This window comes from Mycobacterium sp. P4_H6 (genome assembly GCF_056400845.1).
The window spans coordinates 1-12,603 of sequence record NZ_JBFUKN010000008.1 but is presented as its reverse complement, the minus strand read 5'-3'; the positions used below and the strand labels follow the sequence as shown (position 1 = coordinate 12,603).

Here is a 12,603-nt window from a genome sequence, read left to right as displayed (position 1 = left end):
CCTGGACAGCGGCCAGAGAGGACCGAGGGTGCGGGTAGTGGTGATGGGGTGCGGCCGGGTAGGCGCATCGCTGGCGGACGGCTTGGCCAGGATCGGCCACGAGGTGGCCGTGATCGACCGGGATGCGACCGCGTTCAACCGGCTGTCCCCCGAGTTCCCCGGTGAACGGGTGCTCGGCATGGGCTTCGACCGGGATGTGCTGCTGCGCGCCGGAATTCAGGAGGCGGGCGCCTTTGCCGCGGTGTCCTCGGGCGACAACTCGAACATCATCTCCGCCCGCGTGGCGCGCGAGACCTTCGGCGTCGAACGCGTCGTCGCCCGTATCTACGACGCCAAGCGCGCCGCCGTCTACGAGCGCCTGGGCATCCCCACCGTGGCCACCGTGCCATGGACCACCGACCGTCTGCTCAACGTGCTCACCCGGGAATCCGAGACCACCAAATGGCGTGACCCGTCCGGCAATGTCGGCGTGGCCGAACTACCGCTGCACGAGGACTGGGCGGGCCACGCGGTGACCGAACTGGAGGCCGCGACCGGCGGCCGCGTCGCGTTCATGCTGCGACTGGGCACCGGACTGCTGCCCGACACCAAGACCATCATCCAGGCCGGTGACCACGTGTTCATCGCCGCCATCTCCGGCCATATCGCCGAGGCCCTGGCGATTTCAGCCCTACCCCCGAGCGAGGACAACGACCGCTGATGAAAGTCGCCATCGCCGGAGCCGGCGCAGTCGGCCGTTCCATCGCCCGCGAACTCGTCGCCAGCCACGACGTCACGCTGCTGGAACGCGACCCCGAACACATCGACGTCGACGCCATCCCGGCCGCGCACTGGCGTCTCGGTGATGCCTGCGAGCTCAGCCTGCTGGAGTCGGTGCGCCTCGAGGAGTTCGACGTCGTGATCGCCGCCACCGGCGACGACAAGGCCAACGTGGTACTGAGCCTGCTGGCCAAGACCGAGTTCGCGGTGCCCCGGGTGGTCGCGCGGGTCAACGACCCCCGCAACGAGTGGCTGTTCGACGAGAACTGGGGCGTCGACGTGGCGGTGTCCACCCCGCGCATGCTGGCCTCGCTCGTCGAGGAGGCCGTTGCCGTGGGTGACCTGGTGCGGCTGCTGAGCTTCCGTAAGGGACAGGCCAACCTGGTCGAGATCACCCTGCCCGATGACACCCCGTGGGGCGGCAAGGCCGTCAAGCGGCTCAACCTGCCGCGTGACGCGTCCCTGGTGACGATTCTGCGCGGCCCACGAGTGATCGTGCCCGAGGGCGACGAGCCGCTGGAGGGCGGCGACGAGCTGGTGTTCGTAGCCACCGCCGGCGCCGAGGACGAACTACGCGAGCTGCTGCTGCATCCTCAGGCGCGCTGAGCGGGCTCGTGCGCGTGTAGCGCCCGCTGCGCGGCTTTGATGGCGAAGTAGGTGATGACCGCGGCCACCCCGGTCAGCGGCCAGCCCATGGCGATCCGGGCGACCCCGAGCAGGCCGGTGTCGTCGGCGTCGTAGAGGTGGCGCTGCACCACGAAACGCGACGCGAAGACCGCCACCCAGGTCAGCGTCGCGATGTCGAAGGCCAGCACGGCCCGGCGCACCTTGCGCCAGTCGCGGTCGTGGTTGTTGACCCAGCCCCAGATGTAGCCGACGACGGGCCGCCGGATCAGCACCGAGAGCAGGAACACCGACGCCCACACCAGCGAGGACCAGATGCCCAACAGGAAATAGCCTTTGGATTCGCCGACCAGGTAGGCGATGAGCGCACTGATGCCGACGCCCATGAACCCGGACACGGCCGGTTGCAGCGACTCCTTGCGGATCAGCCGCCAGACCAGCACCAGCGCCGCCACCCCGAGGGCGGCGTAGATCGCAGGCATCAGCCCGAAGTTGGTGGAGACCGGCACGAACACCAGTACCGGCAGCGAGGAGTAGATCAGCCCGCTGATGCCGCCCATCTGCTCCAGAACGGCCTGGGCGCCCTTCTTGGGCGGCTCCTCGGCGGCAGCGTCGGCGGTGGATTGCTCGGAGTTCTGCTCCGTCACTTCTGAATCTCGTAGAGCGGGTTGTAGATGGCCTTGGTGCCGTTGTCGAGCTGGCCGAGGCGCCCGTGTACGCGCAGTCTCAGGCCGGATTCGATGCCCGCGATGCGGCGCTGTCCCAGCCACACCAGGGTGACCGAGTCGGTGCCGTCGAACAATTCGGCCTTCACGCCGCCGGCGCAGCCCTTGCCGTTGCACTCGACGCTGCGCAGGGTGCCGACCATGGTGACTTCCTGGCCGCGCTGACAGTTGATTGCCTTCTGCGCGCCGGTGCCGGCGGCCTCGTCGCTGAGTTCTTCGACGTCGAGCTGCTCGGGGTCTTCCGTCAGTCGGCGGGTGAGCCGACGCAGATACCCTTCGGCCGTAGCCATACCTCTCCCTGCCGCGGATCCGTCGTGGATCCACTACCTGACCAACGCCACCGTAGACCTGTTGGTTCCGATTCGCCACGTCGCGCCCGGGCGTTGCGGCGGAACTGTCACCATCGTGTGATGGCGGTCAACTTACGTGGTGTGACAACGGTTCTGCTGGCCGGGACCGGATCCGATGACGACTACGTCTACCGGGCGTTTTCCGGGCCGCTGCACGAACTGGGTGCGATTGTCGTCACACCCGAGCCGGAACCGTCCCGGCTGATCGCCGGTTACCTGGCCGCACTGGATGACGCCGCGCGCAGCGGTGCGCCGATCGCTGTCGGCGGCGTGTCCATCGGGGCCGCGGTGTCCACCGCCTGGGCGCTGCAGCACCCCAGCCGGGTCGTGGCAGTGCTGGCGGCGCTGCCCGCCTGGTCGGGTGCACCCGGCAATGCGCCCGCCGCGCTCACCGCACGTCATTCGGCGCAGCAATTGCGCGAGGAAGGGCTTTCCGCCACCATCGCGGCGATGCAGGCCGGTAGTCCGCCGTGGCTGGCCGCCGAGTTGACCCGCTCCTGGCTGGCCCAGTGGCCCGCGCTACCCGATGCCATGGCCGAGGCCGCCGCCTATGTGGCACCTACGGTCGAGGAACTGACCGCGCTGACGGTGCCGATGGGCCTGGCGGCCGCTGTGGACGATCCCGTCCACCCGGCCGATGTCGCGGTCGAATGGGCCGCCGCGGCCCGGCACGCGTCGCTGCACACGGTGACGCTCGACGAGATGGGCGCCGACCCGTCACGGCTGGGGGCTGCGTGTGTGGCCGCCCTGCTGGAGCTCTAACCGCCGGTGATGGTGCTGCGCATCTGCTGCATCGCCGAACCTTCGGCGCTGCGCCGTGCCGCGGGCTCCGGCGGCACCTGACCCTGCGCCTGGGCTTGGGCTTGGGCCTGCGCCTGGGCCTGTTCGGCGGCGGCGCGCAGCTGGGCGGCCATCGCTTCGGGCAGTTGCACGGTCAGCGGGGTGCGCACCGGCAGCGGCGTGTCACCGCGACGAACCACAGTGTCCGCCAAGGATTCCCGCGCCTCCGCGGCCAGCGCGTCGGCGTTCTCGGGCAGTCCGTTGACCACACAGCGGATCATCCAGCGGTAGCCGTCGACGCCGATGAAGCGGACCACCCCGGGCTGTTGGCCCTCCGGCGCCGAGGTACTGGCCCCCACCACCTCACGGCCCCACGGGCCGTCCTCCACGCGGACCTTGACGCCGTCCTTGCGCAACGAGTCGGCGAGCTCTGCGGCCACCTCGCGCCACAACCCGGCCGATTTCGGGGCCGCGTAGGCCGCGATGGTGAACCGCCCGTTGGGGGTGACGACCCACACCGAGCTGGGCACCCCCTGGTCGGTCAGTTCGACCTGCACCTGGCCGGCCGCCGGCATCGGGACCAGGACGGACCCGAGGTCAAGGCGGGCATGCTTCGCCGACTCCGGGTCGTCGAAATCCTCGATATCGAACGGTCCATCGAAGTCTTCGGCTTCGTCAGTCACGCTGTCGCCTTCTTTCACAAGCTCGAATGTCCGCCGGATGAACCATGCCCACCCGCACCGCGGGTGGTGTCGGCCAGCCCGGCCTCGTCGAAGGATGACACCTCGATGAGCTCCGGCAGCTCGACCCGCTGCACCAGCAGCTGAGCGATGCGATCTCCGCGCCGCACCACGATCGGCTCCTGCGGGTCGAGATTTATCAATGTCACCTTGATCTCGCCACGGTAACCGGCGTCGACGGTGCCGGGCGTGTTGACGATCGAAAGCCCAACGCGGGTCGCCAATCCCGACCGCGGATGGATCAGGCCGACCATCCCGTGCGGGATGGCGACGGYGATCCCCGTCGGAACCAGCGACCGGTGACCGGGCGCCAGTTCCACATCGACGGCGCTGAACAGGTCGACGCCGGCGTCGCCATCGTGGGCCCGGCCGGGCATGGGGAGGTCGGGATCCAATCTCACGACAGCCAGAGAGGTGGGCACGACGGATGAGATTACTCTTGGGCACGTGTCCGACACGCGCGCCATCACCCAAACCGTGCGCTACCGCGAGCGCCTGCGGCTGCCGTGGTGGTTCTGGTTGCCCGGATTGGGGCTCGCGGCCCTGATCGCCGCCGAAGTCAACATGGGCGTGGAGGGCCTGCCGGACTGGACGCCCTATGCGGTGCTGTTGCCGGTCGCCGCGGCGGCGCTGATGTGGGCGGGCCGCATGGAGATCCGGGTGGTGCAGAACGGGGATGGGCCCGATGGCGCCGTCGAGCTGTGGGCGGGCCCGGCCCACCTTCCGTTGAGCGTCATCTCACGGTCGGCGGAGGTGCCCAGGTCGGCCAAGTCGGCGGCATTGGGCCGCCAACTCGACCCTGCGGCCTATGTCCTGCACAGGGCGTGGGTCGGTCCGATGGTGCTCATCGTGCTCGATGATCCGGACGACCCCACCCCGTACTGGTTGGTCAGCTGCCGACACCCTGACCGGGTGCTGGCCGCACTGCGCAGCTGACCCCTCGGGTCACGCCGCGCAGTCGGTGCAGACGTACAGCCCGTTCTTCTCACTGGCCAGCCGGCTGCGGTGATGCACCAGGAAGCAGCTGGAGCAGGTGAACTCATCGGCCTGCTTCGGGACGACCCGAACTGACAACTCCTCACCGGACAGATCGGCACCCGGAAGCTCGAAAGATTCCGCGGACTCTGATTCATCGACGTCAACGACGGCCGATTGGGCCTCGTTACGTCGCGCTTTGAGCTCTTCCAGCGAATCCTCGGACACATCGTCTGTCTCGGTTCGCCGTGGAGCGTCGTAGTCGGTAGCCATATTCATCCCCTCCGGTACCGTTTGCAGCACCCTTGCAGCAGTGCTTTGTACCAGCGTCGAACGCCTACACCAAATGATTCGTGCCCGGAATCGGCGTAGATTGACTGTGATTTATATCACAGAGCAAAACCCCTGGTAGGAACGCATGCCCTGGCGTGCCCTTAAGGTGCAGGGGTGGTCGCATCCATCACCGAGGGCACAGCGTTCGACAAACACGGTCGTCCGTTCCGCCGCCGCAACCATGTGCCTGTGCTGTGCCTGTTCCTCGTGCTCGCCTTGGTGAGTGGCGTGGTGTGGGTGATTGCGCTCAATCAGTCCACCGCAGTCCCCGAGGCGGTGGCCTGCAACGCGCCGCCCCCGCCGAGCGGCGATGCCAGCCAGCCGGTGCTCGGCCAGCAGGTCTCCCCCGCCGAAATGGCCGAGGTGATGCCGTCGCGGCTGGCCGACACCCGGGTGCAGGTGCTCAATGCCAGCGGCCAGGGCGGTCAGGCCGCCGAGGTGTCCGGCGCGCTGCGCGATCTGGGCTTCGCCCAGCCCACCGCCGCCAATGACCCCGTGTACGCCAACGGCCGGCTCGAATGCCAGGGCCAGATCCGGTTCGGTGAGACCGGGCGGGCCGCCGCGGCCGCGGTATGGCTGGTCGCACCCTGCACCGAACTGTTCCTCGACGGCCGCTCCGATGACTCGGTGGACCTCGCCGTGGGCACCGAGTTCAGCGAGTTCAGCCGCAGCGACGACATCGACGCCATGCTGGCGGGTCTGCGTCCGGACGCTACCCAGCCCGCCGATGCGTCGCTGCTGACCAAGATCCACAGCGCCACCTGCTGAGCTACCTGGCGCGCGCCAGCGCCTCGTCGAGCGCGGCCGCCACGCCCGGCGCGGCGGCCACCAGTACGTCCTGCGCGTCACCCGTGGAGGTCGGCAACCGCAGCACGACACCGGCCTCGGAAGCGATCACCGCACCCGCCGCCCAGTCCCACACGTGCACGTCGTCCTCGAAATAGGCGTCCAGGCGCCCGGCGGCCACCATGCACAGGTCCAGGGCGCACGACCCGATCCGGCGGACATCGCGCACCCCGGGCAGCAGCGCCGCCAACACCGCGGCCTGCCGTCGGCGCTGCTCGGCCTCGTAGGAGAACCCGGTACCCAACAGCGCCAGCGACAGGTCATCGATGGTGTTGCACCGCAACGCGGTCGACACACCCTCGCGGGTCACGCTCGCGCCGTGACCGACCGCGCCCGAATACAGCTCGCCGGTCGCCACATTGGCCACCGCGCCGGCCACCGAGACGCCATCGATCTGCACGCCGACCGAGACCGCGTAGGCCTCGATGCCGTAGACGAAGTTGACCGTCCCGTCGATCGGGTCGATCACCCAGACCGGCTCGCCGGGCGCGGCCACCGCCGAACCGCCCTCCTCCTCGCCCAGGATGTGATCGCCGGGCCGGCGTTCGGCGAGCCGCTCGCGCAGCAGGCGCTCGGTCTCGGTATCGACCACGGTGACCGGATCGGTCGGGGTGCTCTTGGTCTGAATCGAACCTGTCTGCACCGCACCGGAGGCCGGCACCGCGCCGAACACCTCGGCCCGCCTGGTCCGTACGAAAGCCGCCGCCTCGGTGGCCAGTTGTTCTGCCACCGCGCGCAGCGTCTGGGGATCGTTGTCATCCGGCATGGCTACATCGCACCACAAACCGTTAATGTGGTGGCGAATTGCCTTGTCCGCCGCCTGCTTAGGAGCGTTCCAGTGACCGAATCGACCAACACCGGATTCGGCGTCGACGTCGGCGGCAGCGGCATCAAGGGTGGGATCGTCGATCTGGACACCGGCGAACTGGTCGGCGAGCGGTTCAAGCTGGCCACGCCGCAACCGGCCACCCCGGACGCGGTGGCCACCACCGTCGCCGCCGTGGTCCGCGAATTCGGCTGGACCGGCAAACTCGGCGTGACCTACCCGGGTGTGGTGACCAACGGCATCGTGCGGACCGCCGCCAACGTCGACAGGGGCTGGATCGGGACCGACGCGGCCAAGGTCATCAGCGCCGAACTCGGCGGGCAGGAGGTGACGGTGCTCAACGACGCCGACGCCGCCGGCCTGGCCGAGGAACGCTACGGCGCGGGCAAGGACAACACCGGTCTGATCGTGCTTCTGACGTTCGGCACCGGTATCGGATCTGCCGTCATCCACAACGGCGTGCTGCTGCCCAACACCGAGTTCGGTCACCTCGAGGTGGGCGGCAAGGAGGCCGAGCACCGCGCCGCGTCCTCGGTGAAGGAACGCAAGGAGTGGAACTACCAGCGCTGGACCGAGGAGGTCACCAAAGTGCTGGTAGCGGTCGAGAACGCGATCTGGCCGGACCTCTTCATCGCCGGCGGCGGCATCAGCCGCAAGGCCGACCGCTGGATCCCGATGCTGAAGAACCGCGTCCCGGTGGTGCCGGCCGCCCTGCTCAACAGTGCCGGGATCGTGGGCGCCGCGATGGCCGCTCAGGGCATCCACGTCGAACCCTGAACCGGACGAACACGACGCGCGCGCCGAGTCAAATTTGCCGCTCGGCGCGGTACACACCCACACTGTCGTTACAATGGTTGATGGCGGCCGCCTACCGAGATAGCGGCGGATATCCGAGCAGAGATCAAACGCCAATATTCGAGACAGCCGACGACTTTCGGTGACGCCTGCGCGCGCCATCGAATCCGCAAGACCGAGAGGGTGTACGTGGCAGCGACAAAGACCAGCCCGGCAACCGATGAGCTGGTGACGCCCACCGCAACCAAGACGCCTGCGAAGAAGGCGCCCGCCAAGGCCGCTGCAAAGGCGCCTGTGAAGCGGGCCGCCAAGAAAGCTCCCGCCAAGAAGGCCCCGGCCAAGGGTGTTGCGTCCAAGAAGGACGTCTCCGCCGAAGGCGAGGACATCGAAACCACCGACGACATCGAAGTCGAGCCCGGCGACGTCCTCGACGTCGAGGACGTGGAGATCGACGACCTGGAGACCGAGGACGACGCCGAGGAATCGGAAGAGGCCGAAGCCGACGGTGACGAGGCGGAAACCGCGGGCGATGCCAAGGCCAAGCCGGCCAAGGCCGACGAGGAGATCGCCGAGCCGTCCGAAAAGGACAAGGCCTCCGGTGACTTCGTCTGGGACGAAGAGGAATCCGAGGCACTGCGCCAGGCGCGCAAGGATGCCGAGCTCACCGCCTCCGCGGACTCGGTCCGTGCCTATCTGAAGCAGATCGGCAAGGTGGCGCTGCTCAACGCCGAAGAAGAAGTCGAGCTCGCCAAGCGCATCGAGGCCGGGTTGTACGCGACCCAGCTGATGACCGAGCTGACCGAGAAGGGCGAGAAGCTGCCCGCGGCCCAGCGCCGCGACATGCAGTGGATCTGCCGCGACGGCGACCGCGCGAAGAACCACCTGCTCGAAGCCAACCTGCGTCTGGTGGTGTCGCTGGCCAAGCGCTACACCGGCCGCGGCATGGCGTTCCTGGATCTCATCCAGGAGGGCAACCTCGGTCTGATCCGCGCGGTCGAGAAGTTCGACTACACCAAGGGCTACAAGTTCTCCACGTACGCCACCTGGTGGATCCGGCAGGCCATCACCCGCGCCATGGCCGACCAGGCCCGCACCATCCGTATCCCGGTGCACATGGTCGAGGTCATCAACAAGCTGGGCCGTATCCAGCGCGAGCTGCTGCAGGACCTGGGCCGCGAGCCCACGCCCGAAGAGCTGGCCAAGGAAATGGACATCACGCCGGAGAAGGTGCTGGAGATCCAGCAGTACGCGCGTGAGCCGATCTCGCTGGACCAGACCATCGGCGACGAGGGCGACAGCCAGCTCGGCGACTTCATCGAGGACTCCGAGGCCGTGGTGGCCGTGGACGCGGTGAGCTTCACCCTGCTGCAGGACCAGCTGCAGTCGGTGCTGGAGACGCTCTCCGAGCGTGAGGCCGGCGTGGTCCGGCTGCGGTTCGGCCTGACCGACGGTCAGCCCCGCACCCTGGACGAGATCGGCCAGGTCTACGGCGTCACCCGTGAGCGCATCCGTCAGATCGAATCCAAGACGATGAGCAAGCTGCGCCACCCGAGCCGCTCCCAGGTTCTGCGCGACTATCTGGACTAGATTCGGTGAGAACAACGAAACGGCCGCAACCAGCATGCTGGTTGCGGCCGTTTCGTGTGGGCGCTCAGTGCGCCGCGTGCTGTTTGGTGCCGTACACCCGTTCCATCATCGCGGTGTCCGTGTGCACCTCGACCCGGGTGGTCTTGCCCGCCTTGATGGTGAAGACGTCCGCGTCGTGCGCCGTGTCCTCACCCACGCTCACCTCGGTCAGCGCCACGACGGTGTCGCCGTCGGCCAACAGCTGATTGAGTTTGACCGACACATTCTTCTCGCCGAGCAGGGCCATGTAGTGGCCGACCTCGCCCTTGCCGTGATAGGTGCCGCTGATGGTGCTGTTGCCGGGCTGCACCCACTCGATGTTGTCATCGAACAACGACATCGTCGTCTCCGCGTCGCCGGTGGAGAACGCTTCGTAACCCTTCTTGATCAGTTCGATGTTGTCCTGCTGCTCAGACATCTCACGCTCCTTTCGAGCCGACCCGATTGCACGAGCCGCATCGAATGTACGCCCGAAAACATGCCTCTGTACAGGCAAAACAAGTCCACTAGTTGCCAAGTGAAGAAGTATTTGCTATAAGCTGCGCACTCAGTGCTTGACGCGGCGTTCACGAAGCTTGTAGCTCATCGGCCACGATTCGCGGGATTCGTCGCCGGTCAGCGGCACGCCCTGGCTGCCCAGCTTCACGTCGTAGGCCTCCAGATCGGGGCCGGCCTCCCGCTCGGCCCGTTCCCGGGCCAGGTAGTACAGCTGGTCGATCTCGAGTTCCTTGAACGCGACGAAGGTGCTGCGCCGGACGGTGTGCGGGCTGGTGGCCTCGGCCACCATCCGTTCCGTCAGCACCCGACCACCCAGCACCGCCGCGCCGAGCAGGGCGAAGGGCAGCACCCAGTAGCAGATGAACGACAGCGGGGTCTTGGTGTCAAGGATCGTGGCACCGCCCTGCACGATCGGCGGGATCGCCGAGGAGATGGTCATCCCGGCGAACGCGGCGACCCAGATCCAGGTGACCAGGGTGGTGATCTTGCCGAACAGCTCGCTCTTGATCACCTCGGCCGGCTGATCGGCTTCGGCGAACTCGCGCACGAACGGCCTGCCGGCCAGCACGCCGATGAGCGCGACCAGCAGGATGCCCAGGCTGCTCAGTGGCTGGATCCAGCGCTCCATGAACGCCTGGCTGACGGTGAACGTCAGGACCGTCAGCACCGCGAAGGTGGCGATGGCGCCGATCTCCAGCGTCCGGCCCGCGGTGCCGCGGACCCGCCCGATCGCGTAGGAGGCCACCGCGACCGCCAGCGCCACCAGCACCGCGGCGGTGAAGGGCACGTTGCCGACCAGAATCCAGTAGACGATCCACGGCGCGAAGCCGGACAGTATTGCCACAGTGGGTCAGTTTACAAAGTTATCGGCATTTGTTAATCAGCGAATCACCACGGAGCTGGGTTCCCTTGGCGAACCGAGCATTTCGCGGTGCGACGGCGGACGGCGCCCGTCTTCGTCGGTGATCCCGTAGCGGGTGGCCAATTCGGCGGCGATCAATGTGTGCCCGCTCAGCGCGGCCAGTTCCGGATCCGCGAACAGCGCATCGATCAGATGCCCGGCGAACTCCGGGGTCTCGGCGTGCTGCGCGGTTGCCGCCAGCGCGTCGGGCTTCCCGGCGAACGCGGAGCGCAGCCGTTCGGTCAGCAGGATGCCCATCCAGATGGACACGCACGCCACGGCGGTATCGCTGAAGTCGACGGCCATATCGGCCGCCATCTTGTCGATCCCGGCCTTCTGGGCGCCGTAGGCGGGGCCATGCATGTAGCAGACCGAACCCGGTGACGAGGTGAAGGCGATCAGTGCGCGGGGCCGGGTGATCAGCAGCGGCGCCGCGTGCCAGGACGCCACATAGGCCGAGCGCAGCCCGACGTCGAGCACATCGCCCAGCCCGACCGGCTTCTCCCAGAACGGTTTCGCACCGGTGAGCTCGTCGTGGATCACGGCCGCGTTGTTGACGAGCAGATCCAGCCCGCCGTCCTCGTCACGCACGCGGGCGAACAACCGCGCCACCGCGTCATCGTCGGCATGGTCGACGGGCACCGCCACACCGACGCCGCCGGCCGCGCCGACCAGTTCGGCCGTGCCGGAATCCGCGATGGAGCGACCGGTCACATAGACCCGCCAGCCGTGCGCCCCGAGTGCCACCGCGATACCACGACCGGCGCCGCGGCTGGCGCCGGTCACCACCGCGACGCGCCCGGATGCACTCACTCCCCCAACCTAACGTCCCAGCTTTCGCGTCTACGATGGCGGCGTGGATTTCGAGGCGGCCGTGGTCTATTCGGGAGTCGCCGGCAACTCAGCGAACGAGCCGTCCGCGGCGGGCAGATAACGCGTGACACTTGTCACAGCCTCAGCGGGCAACGGCCCGTACAGGTGTGGGAACAGCATCGATTCAGGATCGGTCGGCACACCCGGCTCCCAGCGAACCGGATCGGACAGCCGCGTGGCATCGATGTTCAGCAACACAAGATCAGTGCGCCCCGCGTACAGGCGGTTGGCCGGCAGATGGACCTGTTCAGGGGACGAAAGATGAATGAAACCGGCTTCGGCCAGGGACGCGGGGCGATGCGCACCGCTCTCCAGCGCGCGCTGCCATTCGTGGTCGGCGCACAGGTGCACAAGGACGGCGTTCTGGGTACCCATGATTTCCAGCTTGCTCCCCCGGTAACGCACACGCAGTGAGACACGACACACCGGTGAACCCCGAGGGAACAAGGCCAGAACCGAAAACGTCTGACACAGTAGACATACGCACCAAAGCTGAACGGAGGAAGTGCCGTGAACGCAACTCTGACAAGTCCGGAACTGACCCGGGCCGATCGCTGCGACCGCTGTGGTGCTGCCGCGCGTGTACGCGCGAAGCTGCCGTCAGGCGCCGAGCTGTTGTTCTGCCAACACCATGCCAACGAACACGAAGCCAAGCTGATCGAGCTGGCTGCCGTGATCGAGGTCGGCGCAGTCGACGCGTAGCGACCCGCCCGTCCGGTGATACCGGGCGGCGGAGTCCATCGTCGGGAATGCTGGTCTGGTGATGACCGATCAGCTCCCGGCGAAGCCATCACGTCATCACGTCTGGCCCATCACCAAACGCACCCTGAGCAAATCCTGGGATGACTCGATTTTCTCCGAGTCCGCTCAGGCCGCCTTCTGGTGTGCGCTGTCGCTGCCACCGCTGCTGCTGGGGATGCTCGGCAGTCTGGCCTATCTCGCGCCGCTGTTC

Annotated in this window: 18 protein-coding genes and 1 pseudogene; 9 read left to right on the top strand and 10 right to left on the bottom strand. The window is 67.6% G+C overall.

Annotated features, from left to right (window positions below; all coding sequences use genetic code 11):
• Nucleotides 1-28 precede the first annotated feature (28 nt).
• Together AC1DTF_RS05105 and AC1DTF_RS05100 are read left to right on the top strand one after the other, a co-directional pair.
• Complete coding sequence (locus AC1DTF_RS05105; protein ID WP_477473284.1) at nucleotides 29-700, top strand: potassium channel family protein; 672 nt, start codon at nucleotides 29-31, stop codon at nucleotides 698-700.
• Nucleotides 700-1,365: a potassium channel family protein gene (locus AC1DTF_RS05100; protein WP_477473283.1), complete on the top strand. Its 666-nt coding sequence runs from the start codon at nucleotides 700-702 to the stop codon at nucleotides 1,363-1,365. Before AC1DTF_RS05105 ends, AC1DTF_RS05100 begins: the two co-directional genes overlap by 1 nt.
• Here AC1DTF_RS05100 and AC1DTF_RS05095 read toward each other — a convergent pair.
• Nucleotides 1,353-1,943 (bottom strand): DUF3159 domain-containing protein, encoded by a 591-nt coding sequence (locus AC1DTF_RS05095; RefSeq protein WP_082614316.1) that lies wholly within the window; start codon nucleotides 1,941-1,943, stop codon nucleotides 1,353-1,355. The two genes, AC1DTF_RS05100 and AC1DTF_RS05095, sit on opposite strands and share 13 nt — an antisense overlap.
• Before the next feature lie 83 nt (nucleotides 1,944-2,026).
• A complete protein-coding gene (locus tag AC1DTF_RS05090; RefSeq protein WP_477473282.1) occupies nucleotides 2,027-2,398 on the bottom strand; it encodes an OB-fold nucleic acid binding domain-containing protein in 372 nt (123 codons plus the stop codon).
• Nucleotides 2,399-2,518: 120 nt separating this feature from the next.
• Here AC1DTF_RS05090 and AC1DTF_RS05085 point away from each other — a divergent pair, with 120 nt between their 5' ends.
• Nucleotides 2,519-3,220, top strand: a complete 702-nt coding sequence (locus AC1DTF_RS05085) for an alpha/beta fold hydrolase (protein WP_477473281.1) — start codon at nucleotides 2,519-2,521, stop codon at nucleotides 3,218-3,220.
• Here the strand turns inward: AC1DTF_RS05085 and AC1DTF_RS05080 are convergent.
• Nucleotides 3,217-3,960, bottom strand: a complete 744-nt coding sequence (locus AC1DTF_RS05080; protein ID WP_477473350.1) for a DUF3710 domain-containing protein — start codon at nucleotides 3,958-3,960, stop codon at nucleotides 3,217-3,219. The two genes, AC1DTF_RS05085 and AC1DTF_RS05080, sit on opposite strands and share 4 nt — an antisense overlap.
• On the bottom strand, nucleotides 3,936-4,400 hold the full coding sequence (dut, locus tag AC1DTF_RS05075) for a dUTP diphosphatase (protein ID WP_477473280.1): 465 nt from the start codon (nucleotides 4,398-4,400) through the stop codon (nucleotides 3,936-3,938). Before dut ends, AC1DTF_RS05080 begins: the two co-directional genes overlap by 25 nt.
• Before the next feature lie 25 nt (nucleotides 4,401-4,425).
• Here dut and AC1DTF_RS05070 point away from each other — a divergent pair, with 25 nt between their 5' ends.
• Entirely contained in the window at nucleotides 4,426-4,914 is a 489-nt protein-coding gene (locus AC1DTF_RS05070; RefSeq protein WP_477473279.1) for a DUF3093 domain-containing protein, read from the top strand.
• Nucleotides 4,915-4,923: 9 nt separating this feature from the next.
• On the opposite strand, the gene AC1DTF_RS05065 is transcribed toward AC1DTF_RS05070, so the two are convergent.
• Nucleotides 4,924-5,226 carry a DUF4193 domain-containing protein gene (locus AC1DTF_RS05065; RefSeq protein WP_057169015.1) on the bottom strand — a complete coding sequence of 101 codons (303 nt, stop codon included), beginning with the start codon at nucleotides 5,224-5,226 and terminating at the stop codon, nucleotides 4,924-4,926.
• Between the two features lie 174 nt (nucleotides 5,227-5,400).
• On the opposite strand from AC1DTF_RS05065, the gene cei reads away from it, so the two are divergent.
• Nucleotides 5,401-6,054, top strand: coding sequence for an envelope integrity protein Cei (gene cei / locus AC1DTF_RS05060; RefSeq protein WP_477473278.1), 654 nt, complete (start codon nucleotides 5,401-5,403; stop codon nucleotides 6,052-6,054).
• Nucleotide 6,055: 1 nt separating this feature from the next.
• Here cei and AC1DTF_RS05055 read toward each other — a convergent pair whose 3' ends face one another.
• On the bottom strand, nucleotides 6,056-6,898 hold the full coding sequence (locus AC1DTF_RS05055; RefSeq protein WP_477473277.1) for an inositol monophosphatase family protein: 843 nt from the start codon (nucleotides 6,896-6,898) through the stop codon (nucleotides 6,056-6,058).
• A 54-nt stretch (nucleotides 6,899-6,952) separates the two neighbouring features.
• Here AC1DTF_RS05055 and ppgK point away from each other — a divergent pair, with 54 nt between their 5' ends.
• Together ppgK and AC1DTF_RS05045 are read left to right on the top strand one after the other, a co-directional pair.
• Nucleotides 6,953-7,735 (top strand): polyphosphate--glucose phosphotransferase, encoded by a 783-nt coding sequence (ppgK, locus tag AC1DTF_RS05050; RefSeq protein WP_477473349.1) that lies wholly within the window; start codon nucleotides 6,953-6,955, stop codon nucleotides 7,733-7,735.
• Between the two features lie 207 nt (nucleotides 7,736-7,942).
• On the top strand, nucleotides 7,943-9,340 hold the full coding sequence (locus tag AC1DTF_RS05045; protein WP_057169013.1) for an RNA polymerase sigma factor: 1,398 nt from the start codon (nucleotides 7,943-7,945) through the stop codon (nucleotides 9,338-9,340).
• 64 nt (nucleotides 9,341-9,404) lie between these two features.
• On the opposite strand, the gene AC1DTF_RS05040 is transcribed toward AC1DTF_RS05045, so the two are convergent.
• From AC1DTF_RS05040 to AC1DTF_RS05025, 4 genes are all read right to left on the bottom strand, one after another.
• Nucleotides 9,405-9,797: a nuclear transport factor 2 family protein gene (locus AC1DTF_RS05040; RefSeq protein ID WP_057168873.1), complete on the bottom strand. Its 393-nt coding sequence runs from the start codon at nucleotides 9,795-9,797 to the stop codon at nucleotides 9,405-9,407.
• Between the two features lie 129 nt (nucleotides 9,798-9,926).
• Nucleotides 9,927-10,721 (bottom strand): hypothetical protein, encoded by a 795-nt coding sequence (locus AC1DTF_RS05035; protein WP_477473276.1) that lies wholly within the window; start codon nucleotides 10,719-10,721, stop codon nucleotides 9,927-9,929.
• 36 nt (nucleotides 10,722-10,757) lie between these two features.
• On the bottom strand, nucleotides 10,758-11,591 hold the full coding sequence (locus tag AC1DTF_RS05030; RefSeq protein ID WP_477473275.1) for an SDR family NAD(P)-dependent oxidoreductase: 834 nt from the start codon (nucleotides 11,589-11,591) through the stop codon (nucleotides 10,758-10,760).
• A gap of 66 nt (nucleotides 11,592-11,657) precedes the next feature.
• Nucleotides 11,658-12,026, bottom strand: coding sequence for a DUF952 domain-containing protein (locus AC1DTF_RS05025; RefSeq protein ID WP_057169006.1), 369 nt, complete (start codon nucleotides 12,024-12,026; stop codon nucleotides 11,658-11,660).
• 135 nt (nucleotides 12,027-12,161) lie between these two features.
• Between AC1DTF_RS05025 and AC1DTF_RS05020 the strand changes: the two genes are divergently transcribed.
• Together AC1DTF_RS05020 and AC1DTF_RS05015 are read left to right on the top strand one after the other, a co-directional pair.
• On the top strand, nucleotides 12,162-12,353 hold the full coding sequence (locus AC1DTF_RS05020; RefSeq protein ID WP_082614296.1) for a DUF7455 domain-containing protein: 192 nt from the start codon (nucleotides 12,162-12,164) through the stop codon (nucleotides 12,351-12,353).
• Nucleotides 12,354-12,414: 61 nt separating this feature from the next.
• A pseudogene (locus AC1DTF_RS05015) lies at nucleotides 12,415-12,603 on the top strand (YihY/virulence factor BrkB family protein); the annotation flags it as partial.

Bases quoted from the DNA above. Each gene is read 5' to 3' on its own strand.
- AC1DTF_RS05040 (WP_057168873.1), bottom strand. From the start codon at position 9,797: ATGTCTGAGCAGCAGGACAACATCGAACTGATCAAGAAGGGTTACGAA.
- AC1DTF_RS05085 (WP_477473281.1), top strand. From the start codon at position 2,519: ATGGCGGTCAACTTACGTGGTGTGACAACGGTTCTGCTGGCCGGGACC.
- AC1DTF_RS05100 (WP_477473283.1), top strand. From the start codon at position 700: ATGAAAGTCGCCATCGCCGGAGCCGGCGCAGTCGGCCGTTCCATCGCC.
- AC1DTF_RS05095 (WP_082614316.1), bottom strand. From the start codon at position 1,943: ATGGGCGGCATCAGCGGGCTGATCTACTCCTCGCTGCCGGTACTGGTG.
- AC1DTF_RS05055 (WP_477473277.1), bottom strand. From the start codon at position 6,898: ATGCCGGATGACAACGATCCCCAGACGCTGCGCGCGGTGGCAGAACAA.
- AC1DTF_RS05065 (WP_057169015.1), bottom strand. From the start codon at position 5,226: ATGGCTACCGACTACGACGCTCCACGGCGAACCGAGACAGACGATGTG.
- AC1DTF_RS05090 (WP_477473282.1), bottom strand. From the start codon at position 2,398: ATGGCTACGGCCGAAGGGTATCTGCGTCGGCTCACCCGCCGACTGACG.
- AC1DTF_RS05025 (WP_057169006.1), bottom strand. From the start codon at position 12,026: ATGGGTACCCAGAACGCCGTCCTTGTGCACCTGTGCGCCGACCACGAA.